The 22,597-nt window shown below is 56.4% G+C and carries 18 protein-coding genes and 1 tRNA gene; 11 read left to right on the top strand and 8 right to left on the bottom strand.

Annotated elements, in window-relative coordinates; genetic code table 11:
- Positions 1-3: 3 nt before the first annotated feature.
- Together ubiB and ubiE are read right to left on the bottom strand one after the other, a co-directional pair.
- Positions 4-1,587, bottom strand: coding sequence for a 2-polyprenylphenol 6-hydroxylase (gene ubiB, locus F0155_RS06215; RefSeq protein WP_150523631.1), 1,584 nt, complete (start codon positions 1,585-1,587; stop codon positions 4-6).
- Between the two features lie 3 nt (positions 1,588-1,590).
- Positions 1,591-2,340: a bifunctional demethylmenaquinone methyltransferase/2-methoxy-6-polyprenyl-1,4-benzoquinol methylase UbiE gene (gene ubiE / locus F0155_RS06210; protein WP_192913769.1), complete on the bottom strand. Its 750-nt coding sequence runs from the start codon at positions 2,338-2,340 to the stop codon at positions 1,591-1,593.
- 243 nt (positions 2,341-2,583) lie between these two features.
- On the opposite strand from ubiE, the gene mutM reads away from it, so the two are divergent.
- The 8 genes from mutM (at position 2,584) to gyrB (ending at position 12,545) form a co-directional block, all read left to right on the top strand.
- Positions 2,584-3,477, top strand: a complete 894-nt coding sequence (gene mutM / locus F0155_RS06205; RefSeq protein ID WP_150523629.1) for a bifunctional DNA-formamidopyrimidine glycosylase/DNA-(apurinic or apyrimidinic site) lyase — start codon at positions 2,584-2,586, stop codon at positions 3,475-3,477.
- 102 nt (positions 3,478-3,579) lie between these two features.
- On the top strand, positions 3,580-4,353 hold the full coding sequence (locus F0155_RS06200) for an enoyl-CoA hydratase (RefSeq protein ID WP_150523628.1): 774 nt from the start codon (positions 3,580-3,582) through the stop codon (positions 4,351-4,353).
- A 182-nt stretch (positions 4,354-4,535) separates the two neighbouring features.
- The gene (rpsT, locus tag F0155_RS06195) at positions 4,536-4,802 is read left to right on the top strand and encodes a 30S ribosomal protein S20 (protein WP_150523627.1); all 267 of its coding nucleotides are present in this window, start codon (positions 4,536-4,538) and stop codon (positions 4,800-4,802) included.
- 636 nt (positions 4,803-5,438) lie between these two features.
- The gene (locus tag F0155_RS06190; protein WP_150523626.1) at positions 5,439-5,870 is read left to right on the top strand and encodes a hypothetical protein; all 432 of its coding nucleotides are present in this window, start codon (positions 5,439-5,441) and stop codon (positions 5,868-5,870) included.
- A gap of 148 nt (positions 5,871-6,018) precedes the next feature.
- Positions 6,019-7,503 (top strand): chromosomal replication initiator protein DnaA, encoded by a 1,485-nt coding sequence (gene dnaA / locus F0155_RS06185; protein ID WP_244303468.1) that lies wholly within the window; start codon positions 6,019-6,021, stop codon positions 7,501-7,503.
- A gap of 167 nt (positions 7,504-7,670) precedes the next feature.
- Positions 7,671-8,789 carry a DNA polymerase III subunit beta gene (dnaN, locus tag F0155_RS06180; protein ID WP_150523624.1) on the top strand — a complete coding sequence of 373 codons (1,119 nt, stop codon included), beginning with the start codon at positions 7,671-7,673 and terminating at the stop codon, positions 8,787-8,789.
- A 22-nt stretch (positions 8,790-8,811) separates the two neighbouring features.
- The gene (recF, locus tag F0155_RS06175; RefSeq protein WP_150523623.1) at positions 8,812-9,948 is read left to right on the top strand and encodes a DNA replication/repair protein RecF; all 1,137 of its coding nucleotides are present in this window, start codon (positions 8,812-8,814) and stop codon (positions 9,946-9,948) included.
- 143 nt (positions 9,949-10,091) lie between these two features.
- The gene (gene gyrB / locus F0155_RS06170) at positions 10,092-12,545 is read left to right on the top strand and encodes a DNA topoisomerase (ATP-hydrolyzing) subunit B (RefSeq protein ID WP_150523622.1); all 2,454 of its coding nucleotides are present in this window, start codon (positions 10,092-10,094) and stop codon (positions 12,543-12,545) included.
- A gap of 90 nt (positions 12,546-12,635) precedes the next feature.
- Here the strand turns inward: gyrB and F0155_RS06165 are convergent, their stop codons facing one another.
- Positions 12,636-14,726: an EAL domain-containing protein gene (locus F0155_RS06165; protein ID WP_150523621.1), complete on the bottom strand. Its 2,091-nt coding sequence runs from the start codon at positions 14,724-14,726 to the stop codon at positions 12,636-12,638.
- A 276-nt stretch (positions 14,727-15,002) separates the two neighbouring features.
- On the opposite strand from F0155_RS06165, the gene F0155_RS06160 reads away from it, so the two are divergent.
- On the top strand, positions 15,003-15,407 hold the full coding sequence (locus F0155_RS06160; RefSeq protein WP_150523620.1) for a septal ring lytic transglycosylase RlpA family protein: 405 nt from the start codon (positions 15,003-15,005) through the stop codon (positions 15,405-15,407).
- Between the two features lie 597 nt (positions 15,408-16,004).
- Here the strand turns inward: F0155_RS06160 and F0155_RS06155 are convergent.
- Positions 16,005-17,549, bottom strand: coding sequence for a cryptochrome/photolyase family protein (locus F0155_RS06155; RefSeq protein ID WP_150523619.1), 1,545 nt, complete (start codon positions 17,547-17,549; stop codon positions 16,005-16,007).
- Positions 17,550-17,785: 236 nt separating this feature from the next.
- Here F0155_RS06155 and F0155_RS06150 point away from each other — a divergent pair.
- A tRNA-Arg gene (locus F0155_RS06150) sits at positions 17,786-17,862 on the top strand.
- A 102-nt stretch (positions 17,863-17,964) separates the two neighbouring features.
- Complete coding sequence (locus tag F0155_RS06145; protein WP_150523618.1) at positions 17,965-19,044, top strand: tyrosine-type recombinase/integrase; 1,080 nt, start codon at positions 17,965-17,967, stop codon at positions 19,042-19,044.
- Positions 19,045-19,329: 285 nt separating this feature from the next.
- Here the strand turns inward: F0155_RS06145 and F0155_RS06140 are convergent, their stop codons facing one another.
- The 4 genes from F0155_RS06140 to F0155_RS06125 are packed head-to-tail and all read right to left on the bottom strand — an operon-like array spanning position 19,330 to position 22,426.
- A complete protein-coding gene (locus F0155_RS06140) occupies positions 19,330-19,893 on the bottom strand; it encodes a hypothetical protein (protein WP_150523617.1) in 564 nt (187 codons plus the stop codon).
- Between the two features lie 37 nt (positions 19,894-19,930).
- On the bottom strand, positions 19,931-20,230 hold the full coding sequence (locus tag F0155_RS06135; protein ID WP_150523616.1) for a PAAR domain-containing protein: 300 nt from the start codon (positions 20,228-20,230) through the stop codon (positions 19,931-19,933).
- An 18-nt stretch (positions 20,231-20,248) separates the two neighbouring features.
- On the bottom strand, positions 20,249-21,034 hold the full coding sequence (locus tag F0155_RS06130; RefSeq protein ID WP_161599761.1) for a PoNe immunity protein domain-containing protein: 786 nt from the start codon (positions 21,032-21,034) through the stop codon (positions 20,249-20,251).
- An 18-nt stretch (positions 21,035-21,052) separates the two neighbouring features.
- Positions 21,053-22,426, bottom strand: coding sequence for a hypothetical protein (locus tag F0155_RS06125; protein ID WP_150523614.1), 1,374 nt, complete (start codon positions 22,424-22,426; stop codon positions 21,053-21,055).
- Between the last annotated feature and the right edge of the window lie 171 nt (positions 22,427-22,597).

The following is a 22,597-nucleotide window of genomic DNA, read 5'->3' as shown; positions in this document are numbered from 1 at the left end:
CCCTCAGCTGAAAAGCTTGAACACAACTGCCGTCATGGCAATGGCTATGACCCAAAGGGCAATGCGGCCCGAACGGGTGTGGCGGGCCTCTGCCTTGCCGATGGCTTCAGCTGTTTGCGCGTCGAAGCGAAGACCGTTGTTGGTCATCTTTTCCAGTTCTTCCGACATGCGCCCGATGCGGTCGGCAAAGAGCGGCAGATCGTTGGCCATGCGGCCAAGCGCGGAGAACACATCGCCCGCATCCCTCAACTTTCCGACAGGTCCGAGATGTTCCTTGATCCAGTCGCCCACAACCGGTTCAGCCGTCTTCCACATGTCGAGCTTCGGGTTGAGTGAGCGGGCAACACCTTCCACCACCACCATGTTCTTTTGAAGCATGATGAGCTGGGTCTGGGTCTTCATCTCGAAGAGTTCCGTCACTTCAAACAGCTGGGTCAAAAGTCGGGCCATGGAAATTTCGCTGGCGTCGTGTCCGTGGATTGGCTCACCGATAGCCCGGATCGCCTGTGCGAACATGTCGACATCCTGATTGGCCGGAACATAGCCCGCCTCGAAATGCACTTCCGCAACACGTCGATAGTTTCGGGTGATGAAGCCGAAGAGGATTTCAGCCAAAAACCGGCGCTCCAGCTTGCCGAGCCGGCCGGTAATGCCGAAGTCGACGGCGACCAACGTGCCGTCAGGTTCGACAAAGAGATTTCCCTGGTGCATGTCGGCATGGAAGAAGCCGTCGCGCAACGTGTGCCGCAGGAAGCTCTGGATCACCGCATTTCCGAGCGCCTCCAGATCGTGACCATCTTCCGCCAACCCGTCCAGATCGGACATCTTGCGGCCATCGATCCACTCCATGGTCAAGACGCCCTTGGCGGTACGCAACCAGTCAATGCCCGGTACACGAAAGCCGGGATCCTGCGCCGTGTTCTCCGCCATTTCGGAGAAAGCGGCGGCTTCCAGGCGGAAATCCATTTCCATGGCAACAGACTGGGCAAGCGTATCCACTACGGCAATCGGCCTCAGGCGCCGTGAAGGCTCATGAAAGCGCTCGGCCAACCTTGCGACCAGATAGTAGCTCTCCAGATCCCGCTTGAAACGACGCTGAACACCAGGGCGAAGCACCTTCACTGCAACCTTGCGCTCCGTGCCGTCCTTGTCGCGGACGATGGCCGGATGGACCTGTGCAATGGAAGCCGCAGCCACGGCCTCTCCGAACTCGACAAATACCTCTTCAACCGGCATGCCGAGCTGATCGGCGACGGCGCGAAGGGCTTCCTGATGATCAAACGCCGGCAGACGATCCTGCAGGGCGGACAGATCCCGTGCAGCTTCCTTGCCGACAACATCGGCACGGGTTGCCAGAAACTGACCCAGCTTGACGTAAGACGGTCCAAGCCGGTTAAGCGCATCGGACAGGCGCAGTTCGGCGCTCTTGTTCTTGACGGACCGGCGCTCAAGCAGCCGCGCAAGGGAAATCGCAACTCGCGGGCCAGTTGGCAAATCCGGCAGGTTGGCAAGGCCGAAGACGCCTTCGCGAGCCATGACAAAACCGGCCCGGGCCAACCGGAACAGGGGCATTACCGCAAACGCCATGGATCAGAGCTTCCATCCCGAATGAAGGGCGGCAATACCGCCGGAATAATTGCGGTAGGACACGCGCTCAAAACCGGCTTCGCGGATCATTTCCGCAAAGCGCTCCTGATGCGGGAACTTGCGAATGGATTCGACCAGATAGCGGTAGGGCTCTCCGTCTCCGGTCACCATCTTGCCCATGGCCGGGATCGCATTGAAGGAGAAGGCGTCATAGATCTTGTCGAGGCCGGGCACATCGACTTCCGAAAACTCCAGGCACATGAACCGTCCGCCGCGCTTCAGAACCCGGCGTGCCTCACGCAGAGCTTTTGGAATATCCGGCACGTTACGAATGCCAAACGCGATCGTGTAGGCGTCAAAGCTCTTGTCCGGGAAAGGCAGGTCTTCGGCATTGCCTTGCGTGAACTCGATGAGATGGCCAAGCCCAGCCTTTTCTGCACGGTCCTTGCCGACGCCAAGCATGGATTCATTGATGTCGCAGACAACGGACGACACTGTCAGACCGGATTTTTCAACGACGCGCGTTGCCACATCACCTGTTCCGCCGGCCACGTCCAGATGCCGCCAATTGCCGGAGGCTGTCTTTGGCGGAGCAAGGAAAGACACCATCGCGTCTTTCCACACCCGATGAAGCCCACCGGACATGAGGTCATTCATGATGTCGTAGCGGTTGGCCACCTTGTGAAAGACGTCATCGACAAGAGCCTGCTTCTGCCCCTCCTGAACGGTCGTGAAGCCGAAGCTCGTGGGCATGTCTTCCGGCGAACGGCTGCTGGTGCGGTGTCCCCGGTTGATGTCCTGCGCCATTTCTCGTCTCCTGTCCGCCCCAGCGGTTGGCCTTGCAACGCTCCAAAAGGGCGCGGCCTTGCCATTTCAACTTGCAAATTTGCAGCGAACCATAGACCAAGCTATCGGCGAGCACCATGTTGATCGGGTTCGAAACTGCCATATGCCGCAGGGCTATAGCGCGGCTCTAGTCAGGAGGCCAGTGTTTCCATGCCAGAATTACCAGAAGTGGAAACCGTCCGGCGCGGGCTTGCCCCAAGTATGGAAGGCGCGAGGATCGTCAAGGTCGATAAAAACCGCCCCGACTTGCGGTTTCCGTTTCCGTTGGATTTTGTCAAACGGCTCGAAGGCAGCACCCTTGCAGCCCTGTCGCGCCGATCGAAATATCTTCTGGCCGACACGGATCACGGCGACGTTCTGGTCATGCATCTTGGCATGTCGGGATCCTTCCGAGTTGAAGGCGATTTGCCGTCCCACACTCCCGGAGACTTCGCCCACGAGCGCTCAAAGGACCCCAAACACGACCACGTCATTTTTCATCTGACCACGGCGACCGGCGCTTCCGAGCGTGTCATATATAATGACCCGCGCCGGTTCGGCTTCATGACCTTGATCCCTCGCCCTGAACTCGCTGGCCATGCGCTTTTTGCAAAAATGGGCATGGAACCGCTGGGCAATGATCTGGACGGGCAGCGCATTGCAGATCTCTTTGCGGGCAAGAAAACACCCTTGAAGGCTGCACTCCTTGATCAGCGACTGATAGCAGGGCTCGGTAATATATATGTGTGCGAGGCACTGTGGCGCACCGGCCTCGATCCGAAGCGCGCCGCCGGGACCCTCGCAACAAAGACCGGCAAGCCCACCGAAAAGGCAATCCTTCTGTCCGAGATGATACGCCAGATCCTTCTTGATGCGATTCAGGCGGGTGGCTCCACCCTTCGGGATCACACAAGGGCGGATGGCTCTCTGGGGTATTTCCAGCACAGTTTTGACGTTTATGGCCGCGAAGGTGAAAAGTGTCGCGGTGAAGGGTGCACCAGCACGATCGAGCGGATTGTTCAATCAGGTCGCTCGACATTTTTCTGTCCAAAATGCCAGAGATAGCGGCCTTTCTTTGCTGAAATGTCCAAAGGGTGCGGTTGCCGCGGCCGCAACCGTCAGGTACCCATTTGCCAACTGATTTGCTCTGGAAGTGGGAGTTACCCGATGGGATATGAGAACATCCGTGTCGAAAAGCGCGGTAAGGTCGGCCTGATTACCCTCGACCGCCCGAAAGCCCTGAATGCGCTGTGCGCCGCGCTTGTCGCCGAACTCAGCACGGCGCTCGATGCTTTTGAAGAAGACGAGAAGATCGGCTGCGTGGTGCTGACCGGCTCCGCCAAGGCCTTTGCTGCCGGCGCTGACATCAAGGAAATGCAGCCGCTGGACTTCACCCAGGCCTATTTGACGGACCTTATCACTCCATGGGACAGGGTTGCCCGCAACCGCAAGCCGATCATTGCAGCGGTTGCTGGATACGCACTCGGCGGCGGCTGCGAACTGGCGATGATGTGCGATTTCATCATTGCAGCAGACACCGCCAAGTTCGGCCAGCCGGAAATTACCCTGGGCACAATGCCGGGAGCTGGTGGCACCCAGCGCCTGACCCGCTTTGTCGGCAAGTCGAAGGCCATGGAAATGTGCCTGACCGGCAGAATGATGGATGCGGAGGAAGCCGAGCGTTGCGGTCTTGTGAGCCGCGTGGTGGCGGCCGACGATCTCATCGACGAGGCATTGAAGGCGGCCGAAAAGATCGCGGACTTCTCGCTCCCGGTCGTCATGCTGACCAAGGAAAGCGTGAACCGGGCTTATGAGACAACGCTTGCCGAAGGCATCCGCTTTGAGCGCCGGGTCTTCCATGCAACCTTTGCCACGCACGACCAGAACGAGGGCATGACCGCGTTTCTCGAAAAGCGGTCCCCCCAGTTCGAAAACAAGTAAGTGGGTTTTAATCTGCTCAAACCCGTTGACGGGAGGAAAGCAGATGACTATAAGCACCCCTCAACCGGTGGCGATAACCTCGCCGCCGTCGTTTTTTGATCGGGTTCACCTCCCGCCATGGTGCGAATGGTTCCCCCGGTCTTAACCGGACAGTGTTCCACTCACGGATCAGGATTGAGCCCATGGCCAACACACCCTCGGCCAAGAAGGCGGCCCGCAAGATTGCCCGCCAGACGGCCACGAACAAAGCTCGTCGCAGCCGCGTTCGCACCTATCTGCGCAAGGTTGAGGAAGCAATCGCTTCCGGTGACCAGTCCGCAGCTAACGAAGCCTTGAAATCCGCTCAGCCGGAGATCATGCGCGCAGCAACCAAAGGTGTACTGCACGCCAACACGGCTTCCCGCAAGGTGTCTCGCCTGAATGCCCGCATCAAGGCACTCGGCGCATAAAAACCTGTCATTCCTGACAGAAATAAACCCGGCCTTCGAGCCGGGTTTTTTTTCGCCCTGCAAGCAAATCACCCCATGACCCGGCTAAATGTATAACGACCAATATGTCATTTTTACCAGAGCTCGCTTGTCACGGTTTTCTTATTTTTTTCAATAACTTACACATACGTTACGGGTTCGATACGACGGCTTCCGGGATTCTGTAGCTGTCAAGTTTTTTCTCATGAGTTTTTTTTCTAACCCCAGCTTTTGAAATCCTGCCAATGTATGCATTTGAAAAAATGCTTATCACAAAAACCATTTGCGCCCGGCAGTGCCAGTTAGGTTGCAACAGTGACGCAGGGTAGCTTTGTGGGTCGTTAACCTTTTGTTAGGAACCCCCTGTTGCCCACGGCGCCGCGCCTGTATATCTTTCTCTTGTCAGCGGCGAAACAAGCCGTAAGAAAACAAGAAATCGAACTACCTGGATTGAATATGACAAAGTTTGAAATAAACAAATCCAGTTGTGTGCACGGACGAATACGCAATACAACTAATACATTTTTGTATTAGCCCCATACGAATACTAGTCGCGTTTCTTCCCTGAATTTGGAATTCGATAAGATCAATGACCTTGTCATTGAAAGGAGCTCTGCTGTGCTTTTTGAGGTTGCAAGCTATCAAAATACAACTGCAGGAACTCTTCCGCTTTCGTCTTCTGTCTTCAAGCACATTTGCCGCAGTGCCAAAAAATCAGGCAGTGATGGCTTATCTGATTTTTCCGGCGATCTCTCTGGTGTCGCTTCGGGTTTTGAAGGCCCACTCCTGCGCGCTTTGCGTGACCTGACCAAACGGGAACTGCACCGGTCGAACAGATGCCCAGAAAAAGGGCTTGACCCGGACGCCGGGATAGACTTTTTGTGCCGCTCCAACGGTAGCGGACAGATGCCCTGTGTGGCATCGCCCGATCAGCTGCAAGACAGATATTTGTCTGCAGAGGGTTTCCCACGGGCAAATCCGGACCAGTTCACCAGACCGGTCAATTCTGGGTGTTGTTTCACTCTCGAAACAGCCTGGGCCGAAGTATGAATTTCCGCCTTCGGGCGGATCGGGGCGGCGCGAAATCGGTGCCCAAATAAATAAGCGCCCAACAAGGGCAATATAATGCCGTAACATGCGGCGCGGTGGCAGAAGAATGGCTGTGGCGGACCGTTCTTCGAAAAGACAGGAGGCGTATATGCAGGTTCATGAGACCACTGGCTCTGAACACTGGAATCGTGTCAAGAAGAGCTTGCGAGCCGAGCTTGGCGATGATGTCTTTTCCAGCTGGTTTGCGCGAGTAGATCTGGAAGAACATTCCGACGGCACGGTTCGCCTGTCGGTGCCGACCCGGTTTCTCAAGCAATGGATTCAGTCTCACTACAATGATCAGCTGATCGGGCTTTGGAAGCGTGAGTGTGAGAACGTTCATCGTATCGAACTGACTGTTCGCGGCGCTATTCGTCCGCGTCAGGTGGCGACAGCGCCGCGTCAACCGGCGCTTGGTTCTGCAAAGAAAGTGATGCCGTCCATTTCCGACGCTCGCGTTGGCACTCCGGCAAGTGAACCCAACCGCGTGGCGGCAGCGCAAGCGGCAACAGCTGCGCTTGGCCGCGGTGAAACCAACAATGAATCCTCGCGTGACGTTCTTCAGGGCGCAGCGCTTGATCCCAAATATACCTTTGAGACCTTTGTTGAAGGTGAGTCCAACCAGCTGGCGCTTGCTGCAGCCCGTCAGGTTGCCTCCGGCGGCTCGGTGACCTTTAACCCGCTGTTCCTTCATGCATCGGTCGGCCTCGGCAAGACACACCTGATGCAGGCCGTTGCTGCAAAGGCCCGCGCTTCCGGCCGCAAGGTTCTGTATCTGACCGCCGAACATTTCATGTACCGGTTCGTATCAGCACTCAAGGCCCAGTCGGCCCTCGCGTTCAAGGACACCCTGCGCACGATCGACCTCTTGCTGATCGATGACATGCAGTTCCTTCACGGCAAGCAGGTACAGCAGGAATTCTGCCACACGCTCAATGCCCTGATCGATGGTGCCCGTCAGGTGATCGTTGCTGCAGACCGCGCACCGTCCGAACTCGACAGCCTTGACGATCGCGTCCGCTCCCGTCTGTCCGGCGGCCTTGTTGTTGGCATCCATGAGCCCGACTTCGTGCTCCGCCGGAGCATTCTGGACTCCCGCGTGATCCTGGCGCGCAAGACCTATCCGAACTTCGAGGTTCCCGATCAGGTTCTTGACTATATCGCACGCCATGTTGCCTCTTCCGGCCGCGATCTGGAAGGTGCTCTCAACCGCCTCGTGGCCCATAATCAGCTGACCAATCAGCCGATTACCCAGGAAATGGCCGAGCTGACGCTCCGCGATCTGGTGCGCTCCAGCGAGCCGCGCAAGGTGAAGATCGAAGACATCCAGCGGGTTGTCTCCAAGCACTACAACGTGACCAAGGCCGACTTGCTGTCTGCGCGCCGCACACGCACCATCGTTCGCCCGCGCCAGATCGCTATGTATCTGGCAAAGGTGATGACGCCGCGCTCGCTGCCGGAAATTGGTCGCCGCTTCGGCAATCGCGACCACACAACGGTGCTGCATGCCGTGCGCAAGATCGAGGAACTGGCCCGCGGGGATTATGCCCTTGCGCAGGAAATCGAACTCCTGAAGCGCATGCTGGACGCGTAATCACAAAAAATCCTGTTTTGAGGGGCGGCGACTAGGCCGCCCCTCTTGCATTTCAGCGCTGTAGAGGGCAGTTTCGTTGCCCCGCTCTGTTAACCGGAGCCAACAACTTCAATCGCCTATCCCGGCTTTTCGCCGGGCTCATGGCAGTATCAGCACGGAACTTGCGTATGAAAGCGACCCTCGAGCGGACCGACCTTCTCAAGTCCCTGACCCACGTTCACCGGGTCGTGGAACGCCGGAACACGATCCCGATCCTTTCCAACGTGCTCCTGCGGGCTGATGGCGGCTCGCTCAATCTCAAGGCAACAGATCTTGACCTCGAGATCATCGAGACCATTCCCGCGATGATCGAGATGGGTGGTGCAACCACCGTCCCGGCCCACATGTTCTATGACATCGTCCGCAAGCTGCCGGATGGCTCGCAAGTGGTTCTGGAGACAACTGGCGACAACAGCACGCTGGAAATCCGTGCCGGCCGCTCACGTTTCACGCTTCAGATGCTGCCGGAATCCGATTTCCCCGATTTGACAGCCGGGGAGTTCAGCCATGGCTTCACACTGACGGCAGGCGATATTCGCAAGCTGATCGACGCGACGCAGTTCGCGATTTCGACAGAAGAAACCCGCTACTATCTGAACGGCATTTATATGCACACGGTGGATACTGCAGGCGGACAACGGTTCCGGGCAGTCGCCACGGATGGGCACCGTCTGGCGCAGGCCGAAGTTGCCGCACCAAGCGGTTCCCAGGGCATGCCAGGCGTAATTGTTCCGCGCAAGACTGTCGGCGAAATCCAGAAGCTTCTGGAAGACCCGGCTGCGGAAGTTCGTATCGAGCTGTCGGAAACCAAGATCCGTATCACGACCGCCTCGATCGTCCTCACCTCCAAGCTGATCGACGGGACTTTCCCTGACTATGGCCGTGTCATTCCGCAAGGCAATGACAAGGAACTGCGCGTTGACCGCGACGAATTCAAGGAAGCCGTGGACCGCGTCTCTACCATTTCTTCCGAACGCGGGCGCGCCGTGAAGCTGTCGCTCTCCGAAGGGCGCATGGTCTTGACCGTCAACAATCCGGATTCAGGCAGCGCAACGGAAGAACTGGCTGTCGAATATGCATCTGACGCGATGGATATCGGCTTCAATTCCCGTTACCTCCTCGACATCGCGAACCAGCTGTCCAGCGACACGGCCCTGTTCCGGCTCGCGGATTCCGGCTCTCCGACCCTCATTCAGGACAACACGGTTGAAGATTGCCTGTTTGTCCTCATGCCGATGCGGGTCTGACCCCTCTTCTTGCTGAGGCGCCATGGCTGACGTTCGGACTTCCCGGCTGAAACGCCTGAGCCTGACCAATTTCCGAAATTATGCGTCTCTGGAACTCGATCCAGGGGCGCAACTCGTTGCCCTTGTCGGTGCCAATGGCGCGGGCAAGACCAATGTCCTTGAAGCTGTGTCCTATCTGACAGCTGGCCGCGGGTTGCGAAGAGCGGCCCTCGGGGACGTTGCACGGCGCGACGGCGACACAAGCTGGAGCGTTGCAGCAAGGGTCGAGCAGGACGGAATGGACGTCTCCCTCGGCACCGGCCTTCTTCCGGGCGATGCAGGCCGGCGGGTCAGGATCGACGGGGTTGATCAGCGGACATCCGACAGCCTGCTTGATTATGTGCGCATTCTCTGGCTGACCCCCGCTATGGACGGCCTCTTTACCGGTCCCGGCTCCGACAGACGGCGCTTCCTCGACCGACTGACACTGTCCCTCAATCCTGCCCACGGGCGGCAGGTGTCGTCGTTTGAAAAGGCGCTGCGCCAACGCAACCGGCTTCTGGAACAAGGGGGCTCGGCGCAGTATCTGTCGGCCATAGAACATCAGGTGGCAGAGCTTGGTACCTCTGTTGCCCTCTCAAGGCGGGAAACTGTCAGCCTCCTGAAAACGACACTTGAGGCACAGGCCTCACTCGGGCTGCCGTTTCCCATTGCCGCGCTTGAGCTTGTCGGGGAGTTCGAAGCGGAAACTGCCGATCAGGCGGCTTCCGATCAGGAAGACCGGTATCGCCATTTGCTTCAGGACGGGCGCGGACGTGACCGGGCGGCTGGTCGCACCCTCTGCGGACCTCATCTGACAGACCTGTGTGTGCATCATGTCGCAAAGGACATGCCGGCTTCGCAATCTTCTACCGGCGAACAGAAAGCCCTCTTGATCGGCCTCATACTGGCTCATGCAAATCTCAGTTCAGCAGTTAGTGGAATGACACCAGTTTTGTTGCTCGATGAGGTTGCCGCGCACCTTGATCCGGGCCGCCGAGAAGCGTTGTTTGCCCGCCTGCAAGCGCTCGGATGCCAGACATTCATGACCGGCACGGATGAAAGCCTGTTTGCCAGTCTTCCAGACGCCTCCAGACTTTTTGCAATCGAGGATGGAGCAGCGCGGATGCTGTCGGTCTGAAAAGGCATTCAATCCCGCATAATTCCAAGGTTTTCCACCACTAACGCCGTTTCCGGCCCTGTGGGAAGCCCCCATGGTTGAACCATCCCCCAGACCCCTTATAACGGGGGTAATCAATTCAAATCGATCGGTGACTGATTCGCATGAGCGACACTTCCCTTCCTGACGAGACCCCTTCCGGTGAGCCGACCCCAAATACCGAGTACGGCGCCGACTCCATCAAGGTTCTGAAAGGCCTTGATGCGGTTCGCAAACGGCCGGGCATGTATATCGGCGATACCGATGACGGGTCCGGTCTGCACCACATGGTGTACGAGGTGGTCGACAATGCCATTGACGAAGCACTGGCCGGTCATGCCGATCACGTCACTGTCACGTTGAACGCCGAAGGCTCGGTTACCGTGTCCGACAACGGTCGCGGCATTCCGACGGATCTTCATCCCGAAGAAGGCGTGTCAGCTGCCGAGGTCATCATGACCCAGCTGCATGCGGGCGGAAAGTTCGACCAGAATTCCTACAAGGTGTCCGGCGGACTTCACGGCGTAGGTGTGTCGGTGGTGAATGCGCTGTCGACCAAGCTTGAATTGCGCATCTGGCGCAATGACAAGGAACACTACATGGCTTTCGCCCATGGCGAAGCAGTAGCGCCGCTTGAAGTCATTGGAGCCGCCAATGGCCGGAAGGGCACGGAAGTTACGTTCCTCCCGTCTCCTGAAACCTTCACGCGGATCGAATTCGATTTCGCCACTCTGGAGCACCGCCTTCGCGAGCTCGCCTTCCTGAATTCCGGCGTGCGTATCATCCTTACCGACAAGCGCGGTGTTGAGCCCAGGGTTGAAGAGCTGTTCTACGAAGGCGGCCTTGAAGCCTTTGTGCGCTATCTTGATCGGGCCAAGCACCCGTTGATCGAAGCTCCCATCACGACACGTTCGGAGCGCGACGGCATCACCGTCGAGGCCTCGATGTGGTGGAACGACAGTTATCACGAGCACGTCCTGTGCTTCACGAACAACATCCCGCAGCGGGATGGCGGTACGCACCTAGCCGGCTTCCGGGCGGCGCTGACCCGTCAGGTGACCGGTTATGCGGAATCTGCCGGGCTTTTGAAGAAGGAAAAGGTTTCCCTTTCCGGTGATGACTGCCGTGAAGGCCTGACCTGCGTCCTGTCCGTCAAGGTTCCTGACCCGAAATTCTCGTCCCAGACGAAGGACAAACTGGTTTCTTCGGAAGTCCGCCCCGTTGTCGAGAACCTGATCTCACAGGCACTTTCCGAGTGGCTGGAAGAGAATCCGACCCCGGCAAGAGCCGTCGTTTCGAAGGTTGTCGAAGCGGCCTCGGCGCGTGAAGCCGCCCGAAAGGCGCGTGAGCTGACCCGCCGCAAAGGCGCACTCGACATTGCGTCCCTTCCCGGCAAACTTGCCGATTGTCAGGAGCGCGATGCTTCCAAGGCCGAACTCTTCCTGGTGGAGGGTGACTCGGCAGGTGGCTCTGCGAAACAGGGCCGCCACCGCGAGAATCAGGCCGTTCTTCCGCTGCGAGGCAAGATCCTCAACGTGGAGCGCGCCCGTTTCGACAAGATGCTCTCATCGAACGAGATCGGCACTCTGATTACGGCGCTTGGGACAGGGATCGGCAAGGAAGAATTCAACGTCGAAAAACTGCGCTATCACAAGATCATCATCATGACCGATGCTGACGTGGACGGTGCGCACATTCGAACGCTGCTGCTGACATTCTTCTTCCGCCAGATGCCGCAGCTGATCGAGAATGGCTACATTTATATCGCCCAGCCGCCGCTCTACAAGGTGACACGCGGAAAGTCGGAACAGTACCTCAAGGATCAGACAGCTCTCGAGAATTATCTGATTTCCGGCGGTCTGGAAGACAGCACGCTGACGCTGGCGAATGGCGAAGTTCGCAGTGGGCAGGATCTTCGCTCGGTGATCGAAACCGCACAGACACTCAATTCGATCTTTGATGGTCTTCATTCCCGATACAGCCGGGATGTCGTGGAGCAGGCGGCCATTGCCGGCGCCCTCAACCCTGAGGTTCTGCACGACAGGGACAAGGCTGCGGAAGCGGCAGCCTATATCGCCCGCCGCCTCGACATTCTCGCTGACGAATTCGAACGTGGCTGGACAGGAGAGTCTCGGGAAGACGGCAACCTTATCTTCAAGCGCACGGTGCGCGGCGTAGAAGAAGTTGCGGTCATTGATCCCGCCCTGCTCAGCTCGGCAGACGCCCGTCGCCTCGACGCGCAAGCTGCTCATTTTCAGGAAATCTACGGCAAGGCAGCAACCCTTCGCCGGAAGGACACGACGCAGGAAATTCGCGGCCCACGCACCTTGTTGCAGCAGATTTTCTCCTTTGGCCAAAAAGGCATCTCTCTGCAGCGCTACAAGGGCCTTGGCGAGATGAACCCTGAGCAGCTTTGGGAAACGACGCTCGACCCGAATGTCCGCTCCTTGCTTCAGGTGAAGATCAAGGAGGCTGATGATGCCGATGATATCTTCACCAAGCTGATGGGTGATGAGGTAGAACCGCGGCGCGAGTTCATCCAGGACAACGCCCTTAGCGTGGCCAATCTGGATATCTGATCTCACTATTCTGCACGATCTTTGAAAAGGCCTCCGGCGTTTGAAAACCACGCCGGAGGCCTTTTCCGTTTTGCAGCAAAGCCAAGAAACTTATCGCAGCACCCTGCATTCTGCGCTCATTTTTTGCGGCCGCCCGATCAGGTAGCCCTGTACCGCCGTCACCCCCAGAGCCTTGAGTGACCGGTATTCCTCAGTTGTTTCGACGTTCTTGGCGATGGTTCGAATGCCTGCCCCCGCCAGTTGGTGAACCAGCGGTCTGGTGATCGTCGCCAGCACCGGCCCTCCAGCAAGCTGTTTTGTCAGGCTTGCATCCAGCTTCAGCCAGTCCACCTTCAAGTCCAGCGCTGCTGAAACAGCAGCCCATCCTCCGCCAAAACTGTCTATCGCCAATTGACATCCCAACCCGGATGCCCGCCTCATGAACGTGCCTACCCCGTCGATATCGGACAGCAAATCCGTTTCGCGCAATTCAAGGCACAGGGATTTTGCGAGAACCGGGTCCTTGCCAACCCGCGTCCGCAACATTTGCCACAGGTCCCCTGATACGGCGGATTGCCCGCAGATATTGACCGACAGCAGCATGCGCGCAGGCGCAGAGGCAAGACGGTCAATTATCTGGTCGAGAACCCAGCAGTCGATCCGCGATATATATCCACGCCGCACTGCGGTCGTGACCAGTTCTCGGGGCGATCGCCTGCCGCGCCCTGCTTCCGGCGTCCTGAGCAATACCTCTCCTGCCGCCAGCCTTCCGCTTGCGAACAGGCGGATCGGTTGCACAAACAGCTCCAGCTCTCCGGCTTTCGGCGTCTTGGGGCCGGTGCATACACCACGAGGCGCTACGAGCCGAACCGGTTCGGCTGCGGGCCACGGCGCATTAAACACGGTTGGCTCGTCAAAATTCTTGCCGGCGAGCGAGGCGATATCTGCCTGATGCAGAATATCTGATGCCTTTGTTCCGGCCATACAATCGCGAGCCTGAATGACGGCCACCCCGATCGATGCACCAATCCTGTAAATTGACCCGTTTCGTTCAAGCCTGATGTCGACAATACCCTTGAGAACACGCCATGCCATGTCCAGCCCATCCTCGTGGCAGGCTACAGTGCAAGAAACTGCAAATTCGTCTCCGCCAAGTCTGCCGACCGGCGCATCAGGGTGGCCCAACTCGCCAACGGACCGCCTTAGTACATTGGCAACCTCACGCAGCATGAGATCACCGGTCTCATGCCCTCCTTGGTCGTTGACCGTCTTGAACCCGTCAAGATCAACGTAAATCAGGGCGAGACACTCGCTATTGCCGGATTTGAAGCGTTCCAGATCACGTTGTACCAGCGCACCGAAGGCTCTCCGGTTTGCAAGGCCCGTCAACGGATCTTGACGAGCCAATTGCTGATTGCGTTTTGCGGCAACCGGATCAATCACCCCGTCGCGGGCGATCGCGAGAATTCCGCTCTCTCGTTGTGGCGTTGAAGCCACAGCCACAAGCCTCAGCTCTGTCGCATTCGCAACATCTCCAAGACTGCAATTTTCCTCATGATCGCCGGTGCGTGGATACAGGACTGCCGCTCCCTCGGTCCGCACGATCTCCAGAGCGGTTGCAAGCTGGCTTCGAACGATCGCCCCTTGCGCCAGCCTTTCAAGCCTGTCCGACAGCTCATTCTCAGTTGCAGCTGAATTGATAAAGACCACGCGGTCGGGAAAATGCTCGTTCCAGAGCGCAAACCCGGGGTCGCCAAGGGTAGCTCCTCGCTCTTTCCCGACCAGACGCAGAACAACTTGTCCGGCTTCACCCGGCAAGAAGGCCGGGAGAGGCAATGCCTTTGCTGCCATGGCAATTCGGCGCCCATTGCAGTCCAGCAACTCTGCTTGAAGTTCTGCTTGTATCCCCTTTGGCGCAGTTGTGAGGAGAGCAGATAAACGGGACCAGCTTGTGGGCGAAATCCTTTCGCCCAGAATAGTTCCGGAACATGCACCAGTGAGGGCCGTAAAGGCAGAATTTGCGGCAAGCACACCGGACGAGACGGACAACAGGGCCAAAGGCTCGTGCGAAAGCCGCAAGATGGCCCCGATCGCCTCAATCGTCGCCTCTTGCGAAGAGGGCGCGACAACCACACGGGCGCGCTCAGGCACGACCGAAGGATCGGCATGTATTTGCCTTGAAAAGCTGTCTCCACCCCGCACGAAGTCGCACCCTCTTTGCCGCGTTTCATTTGTTTTTCTGTCGGAAGCCCGCGCCCTCACCGACGAAGCAAGATTAACACGATTAACTATCAGCTAATTCCGGGTCGCAATATGCACACAGGTTAATGATTTCGTATGCTTAACGAATTCTTAATTTTGCATTTACAATTTTCGACTTGCGGTCCATAAGCAATACATACCCTCCGCTTGGGTAATGCGGACGGGATGCTCGAACGGCTTCATACGTTGTGCCGAAAATCGACCAAGGAGACTACAATGCGCCTTAGCGCCGCCCGTCTGTGCCTGTTTCTATGCGGCCTGACCCTCAGCTCTCCCGCATGGCCAACCACAAAGGTCATTACACAATGCGGGAAAGCGTCCTGGTACGAACTGACCGGAACGACGGCCAGCGGTGAACGCGCCAACCCGGACAGTCTGCATGCCGCGCACAGGTCCCTGCCCTTCGGAACAAATGTTACCGTGCGCAACTTGAGAAACGGGAAAACGCTTACGGTCCGGATCAACGATCGGGGTCCGTTCGTGAAGGGGCGGGTCATTGACGTTACCCGCGAGGCCGCCCGCCGTCTTGGCTTCAAGGGCCGGGGACTGACGCAGGTAGAGGTAACCGCAGAGGTACCGGCCGGCTATTTGCCGAAACGACCTTTCAAATGCCCGAACTAGGCAGAAGCGTTCCGGTTGGTGGTTAATGGACGCTCTGCACGCGCTGATTGATCAAAAACGCCTGTTGAATCGAGACTGACTTTCGTCGCGGAACTTCACTCTCATGAAAATAAGTTAGATTACGGTAATGACAAATCGAAACAATCGAAGTAGTATGCATTTGTGGTCGATGGGGCCACGTGCACAGTAACTTTATTCGCGCGGTCGTTCTGGCCGCGCTTTTTTTTGGCTTTTGCCATCCTGAGCTGAAGGAACGGGTCAAAAACACCTCGCTTCACCTGCAAGACTACTCCATGATATAATGCACAATGACAAAATCATACAGACTTGAGGTAATCCATCGGCGTGTATTTTGTAAATTATTGTAAACAAATACTATTTTCTGATGTTAAATTCTATGCAAACCGCTGCAGGTACCTGACTTTACAGTAATTTTGACTTCTCTCAGGATGGTCGCGGCGCAGTTCAACTCCCCTTGAGGAAGATCGAAATTTCCTTTGCGCGCCCGCATCATCGGACGGCAAACTCCCGGATGCATGAGCCTTTGTACCCGAATCGAGCCCATGAAACGCTGAGCTATCTGCGTGAAACACGCCTTCAGACCCGCTCGTTTGCATCCAGTTTCTCTAAAATTTTTTCAGCATCTGCGATGACTTGTCCACGTCGATCCCCAGACATCTTGTCCCAGGTCCTGTAGACCATTTGCATCCTTGGATTGCCGTTCAATCGGCCGCGGTTCCCGTCTACAAAGTGCCAGTAGAGCAGATTGAAGGGGCATGCGCCCTCACCCATCTTCTGCTTCACATCATAGGAGCAGCTGGAACAATAGTCCGACATTTTATCGATATACGCCCCGCTTGCCGCGTAGGGTTTTGAACCGAGAATGCCGCCATCCGCATACTGGCTCATACCGAGCGTGTTGGGCAGTTCGACCCATTCAAATGCATCTGCATAGACGCTCAGGTACCACTCATGAACGCCCTTCGGCGACAGACCGGCAAGAAGAGCAAAATTACCCGTCACCATGAGGCGTTGGATGTGGTGAGCATACGCCTCCTCTCTGGTCTGGCTGATCGCTTCGGCCATGCACATCATGTCCGTCTCCCCCGTCCAGTAGAACGAGGGTAAATGTCTCTGCGCTGCAAGGTGGTTTTCGTCGACATAGCCGGGCATCTTCATCCAATAGATGCCCCTGACATATTCGCGCCAGCCAATGACCTGCCTGATGAACCCCTCGGCTGCGTTGATCGGCACCCGCCCTGCCAGATATTCCTCTTCCACCCGACGGCACATCTCCAGCGGGTTCAGCAAACCGACATTGAGATAGGCGGAAACGACTGAGTGATAAAGGAAGCGCTCGCCGCGCAGCATGGCGTCCTGATAGTCGCCAAAGAGCGGCAATGCCTCTTTAACAAAATGATCAAATGCCCGTGTCGCCTGCTCTTGCGTCACCGCAAACCAGAACGGTTCAAGGTCACCGAACCGGTCGGCAAATCGGGTTTTCACCAGCTGAAGGACTTCCAGAGTCATTTCATCGGGAGCAAAGCGGGCGGGCTGCGGACGAAACAGGTCTCCGGACGCCGGCTTGCGGTTTTCTGCATCAAAATTCCACTTGCCGCCTGCGGGCTTTCCAGCCTCCATCAGCAATCCCGTTTTGCGCCGAATCTCACGATAAAAATACTCCATGCGAAGTTGCTTGCGCCCCTCCGCCCATCGCTGGAATTCATCCGGAGAGGTAATGAACCGATCATCCTCGCGAATTTCGATCGGGCAGCCGGTCAGCTGGGTCCATGCTTCGGCCATCTGCAAGACCCGCCACTCGCCAGGACGCGTCAGAACGATCGTCTGGGGTGAAAGCTGCTCGACGGCTCGCGCAACTTCACCGGTAAATGAGCCCGTATTGTTCTGGTCATCAAGGGATACATAGCTGATCGGCCAGCCCCTGCCTCCGAGCTCCGTCGCAAAATGGCGCATGGCGGACAACAGGAAGACGATCTTCTTTCGGTGATGCGGCACATGAGTTGCCTCCTCCATCACCTCGACCATCAACACATGGTCCTGAACGGGGTCGAAATTGCGAAGGGACGAGATCGTGGTCGACAATTGGTCGGCCATGACCAAAACAAGATGACGAACGGGCATGCCTGAGACGCTCTGTTGGAAAAGTCTTTTCTTCAATACGTGTGACAGGCCAAAGCGTATCACTTCAAATGGAGTGCAGTCGTTTTTGAGCTCCTCGGGCTCGTGTCGAGAACCCCTGCTCCGTTTTGCCTTCATGAAGGTGGCCGGGCGGATAAAACTGAAAGAAAGCCATTGCCCGATCTTCGGCAATCAGGTATCAGGACTTTCTGTCTGCCTGCCTATCATGGCACGGCCAAGCACCCGTAGCTCAGCTGGATAGAGCGTTGCCCTCCGAAGGCAAAGGCCACAGGTTCGAATCCTGTCGGGTGCGCCAATGTTTTCAATGGCTTAGCGAAATTTCTACGCTGAAAATTTGTTCCTTTCATGGGTTTGGGACAAATTTGGGACAAATCCGATTCCAAGGAACCAATGTCCCGTGCCGACCAAGAAACTCAACGACCATCCTCACGTATATGAGCGCATTTCCTCAGACGGGCGCCTGACCGGCTATCAGGTCAAGATTCGCAAGAAAGGCTTTCCCGACTACACAAAAACGTTCGACCGGCTGGCGGATGCCGATGCCGCCGTCGTCCAGGTCCTCAATGACCGCAACCATGGCAGCCGTCGCGACCACCGTGCTCCAGAGCGGATCACCCTCGGCGAAGTGCTGGAGAATGCCATCAGGGAAGTCCAGCGAAGCGACAAAAAGGGCAAAGACGGCGAAACCGCACGCCTTTCCGCTTTCATCAAACGATATCCGGCATTCTGCCAGATGAGCATGGCGAATATTACCCGCCACGACTGGGAGGACTGGAAGTCACTGCGACTGGAAGACGTGGAATCCAGCACCGTCCGCCGGGAAATGAATTTGCTGATGCCGGTCATGAGACAGGCCGCGATTGACCTAGCTATGCTTGGCTCTCCGTTGGACCAGGTCAGCCGCCCCCAGGTACGGGACGAGCGCATTATCCGGCTTGAAGCTGATGAAGAGGACCGGCTCTTCCATGCATTCGCCTGCTCCACAAACAGTCTTCTTCTACCGGCCGCCCGGTTCGCTCTGGAAACCGGGTGCAGGCGGTCCGAAATGCTGCGCCTTCATTGGAGAGACTACAGCCACAACGGGGGAACGATTTACCTGCACGACGCCAAGAACGGGCGCGGACGGGACATCCTGCTGACTTGCGCCGCGCAGACAATCGTCGAAGAGCTTGCCGGCGCCGAGAAGAGGCAAGGGCATATCTTCCCCATTACCGCCGATGCCCTGAAGGACGCGTTCGAGCGGGCGCGGCTGCGGGCTGGTGTTGTCCATTGGCGCTGGCATGATTTCAGACATGAGGCGATTTCACGCTGTTTCGATAACGGATGGACTGCAGAACAAGTCATGGACTTTTCCGGCCACGTCGATATCAAGTCGCTGCTGCGCTATCGACACCCGCGGGTGAGCGATGCAGTGGCGCGGCTGCGCAAAATGGAAACCGAGCGCAAACAGTCAGGCCGCTTCCGTGTTGCCGTGTAGGCGCATCAAGCCCTGCCTGCATCTCTGCCCCACTCCCCTTGGGTGTATCGACCCAGCGGAATCTGCTCAGGTTAAGCTGCTAGTTTGAATGCCTCTGTCATTGTCGCGCTCATCGCAGTGGGCAAATGGTCAGCGCAAAAATACATCAACATGGCACCGCTCTATCAGGAGCAAAACCAAACCCACGGAGCCGTCGCCTGAAAACAAATGGGCGAAAAAATATGGATACTACCACACGATGCAAGGCTTCCAGAGGTTCTTCTGGGCGGACTATCTAAGGATGCCCTATCCGACAACCAGCTCCGGTTTAAAATCGCTAGCATGACTTCTTGCATCAAGAAGAGCGCGTAAATCTACATTCAACCGTGCTTCAAGAGCGGCGTCTATGTCCATAATGGGCGGTTCGTGGCGAGCGGCGATCAGCACGCCGAGGCCGACCGCATCCTCTCCATTTTCAATCAGAACCGAAAACCGGTTTTCGGGAAGCAGATCGGGTTTCAGCATGGTGGCGGCCCATTCCAAAGCACCGGCGGGTTGAGGGATCTGCCCAAGTTCGCGGTAAACGGTCAGCGCGTCGGAAAGATCTCCATCCTTGCACCAGGTCAAGGCCGAGGCGGCAATTGGCGTCCAACCCGCTCCGTTGCACAGCTCCCTCCAGCGGCTTGCCGGAAAGGTACCCAGCATTGCCAATAACTGCTGGTCGGAGCCAGGCTTGTATTCACTGAATTCCAGCTCTTCAGTTCCCTCGCCCGGCGCAGACCTTACCCGTTCACTGGCCCAAATCCCCTGCAGGATATCGAGCGCGGTAATGCCATTGCCGAGATCTATCGGCAGATTGGGAGAAGCCATTCAATCAACCCCGACAATGACGGGCAAATACAATGGATCAGCCATCAAAAAACACGTCACCGGAGCCTGCAGCAGCAGATCCACCGCAATTGATCGCATCGCCGACGCGACCAGCCGCCTTGCCATTGACAACAACAGTCGGCGAACCGGCGGCCAAAGCCCGTCCATGAGGCGGCACTGGACACGCCGGGCAGCCATGGGGCGCATAACTGTCGCCTACCCGCATCACCGGAATACCGTTGACGAAGACATTCGGCGACCCACCGGTCGCAGAAGATGGCGGAAAATGGCACCCGTGCCCGGACCCTATATCCCCTTTTCTATGCGCTGCTGGCATGTTGAGCTCCTTCGGTCTTTACGATGGCATGTAGTGGACCAAGTCGTAAGGGTAATGCGGATGATCTTTCAGTGCGAGATCATCGATCTTGAGCATCTTCGCCACTGCAGCTCCAAGAAAACACCAATAGCCACGGAACTCGTCATTGGTATCCATCTTGTGTTCGTCCTTGAGGTACCACTCTTCCTTGGTGGCAATTTTCTGCCAGTTATCGACATACTCCTTGAGGATATCAGGACGGTGGCCTTCATGGCGCGTGAAACACTCATAAAGCTTGCCGTATAAAGCAGGCCACGTAAGCTCATCGTGAACCCGGGCCGACAAATAGTTCAGGTATTTGGCGAACTCATATGTGAACGGATCAAACCCTACATCCAGTTCTTGTTCACGGGCGACATCGACTTCATAATTGAGAATAGAGTTCGTGTAGTCAAAAATGGTGTCGGTGATTGCCTTTGGCGCATTGGACAGGACAAGAAGCGGAAAGATCTTGTTTTTTTCAGCAGGCGTCAATTGAAGCTTTCCTGAAGGCTCTCTGGAGTTAGAAGCGGAGAAGTTATGAGCTTCAATGAACAGAGGCCACGCAGCATTAAGCTCGCCAATCACCTCATCAACTGGCTTTCCTATATTGTAGAAGGTCAATGTACGGTCTAGCTGTATATCAAACAGAATATCTAATCTAGCTTGCTTCGCTTGATCGGTGATGTCCGGGTTTGCAAGCTTTTCGATGGATTTCTGTTTTCGTGGCAGATCATTCTGTAATTGAGCCTCAAAATAGGCCATGTCCTTGTAAGTATCTCTCATCATACTCTCTGCGCGCGGTTAGTCTTCACTTCGAAAGGGTGTCTTATCCTTGGTCTCAAGCTTCACCTTGCCATCATCTGTGACACGCTGAACAAGCGGTTGATTGCTTTCAAGAATGTCATCCATTTGGTCTTTGGTAAGCTGCTTATTGCGAACCATTTCCTGCAAGTGGTGTTTAATCCATTTGTCACTAAGTTGCTTACCGTTTGTCGTGGTATTGAGACCACTTTTACCCGTTTTGGCATCAGTGACAAAATAGTCTGGCGGCGGTTTTGGATTGCGATAAATGCCATCAATGCCGCGCCCGCGAAAGTCCTTGCCTGTTATCTGCGTATCCGGCCCGTTGATCTTTTCCCAACCATCCTGACGTGCCTTTTGATCGGCAACCGCTTCCCCCCATTGCCCTTTCCAGACGTTGTCCGTCTTCGGGATTTGCGACACACGGGTCCAATCCCCGTTTCGGTCCTTGATCATGGCCTCGCCATCTTCAGCCCGGCGCATTCCCTGCACATCGTCAGGATTGCGGTAGGACCCGTCAGGCCATTCGTCGGTCTTTTCTGTATCCTGATCCCTGTCACTGCCGCCGTTCTTTTTCTTGCCTTCACCGGTTGGTACATTTGCTTCGTTGTCTGATGTTCCGGCATGATTTTTGTCCGGCGTCCCAAAATCCTCTTCAAGCTCCTTCGTGGTGAATTCGCGTTCGATCTTGCCCCCGGTCAGATCATGTTTTGCTGTGACCTTGATTTTTCCGTTCACCACGCGAGCTGCGAAAAACTTGATGGAGCGCATCGCCTTAATCGCAGCCGCCCCCAGACCTGCCCCAAGTGCCAGCCCGCCCAAAACAAAGGCTCCATCTGTGCTGACCGTTAGCGCTGCATACATGAAGCCGCATTCGGAGTGCCGACGCTTGATTTCCCTCCAGTATGACGTTGCGCCATTTTTCAGGTCGCTCATGGCTCGTTGCTTTTCGGCCTGATAGCGCGCTGAGTTCAATCTTTGTTTGGCAAGATGCGAATGAATGGAATTTATTTCATCAAGGTCAAAGTCGGATTCAGGCCGGGAACCCGGCAGCCCCAGAGCGGAAGCGACAGCGTCAGACGACGCACCTGTGACCATTTCGATGAGCAGTGGATCTTGCAGGCGCTGCGCTGCGAATTCATTCGAAGCAGAACTCAAAAAGCGAACAACAGATGACCCGGAAATTCCTTCGTTGATGGCATCAATGAGTTGGGATCGTGCTGCCTCATCGGTGGCCAGCACATAGACCATCTTCATTGCCGCGGCATACTGGTAGAATTGCTCCGCCACATAACCCGCATAGGAGCACTTGTCATAAGCATGGGTGCCATAACGGTCATCGAGGCCCAATGCGGCATCTGACATTCCGGCCATGGCTTACTCCATCTTCGATACTTCAAAGGAATGGAGGTCGTCAGACAGGAAGAACTTTCGCATCTGTTCGGGGTGGTGGCTGAAAAAGTCAAACGCCTCGCTTAAGCCCCCAAGGCTGTTGATTTTCACTGAGAACTGACCCGGTGGCCCCATAAATTGTCACTGAGAACT

The sequence above is a fragment of the Roseibium sediminis genome (assembly GCF_008711325.1).
Lineage (GTDB): Bacteria > Pseudomonadota > Alphaproteobacteria > Rhizobiales > Stappiaceae > Roseibium > Roseibium sediminis.
The sequence above is the reverse complement of the archived record's forward strand: the minus strand, read 5'-3'. Positions and strand labels throughout refer to the sequence as shown.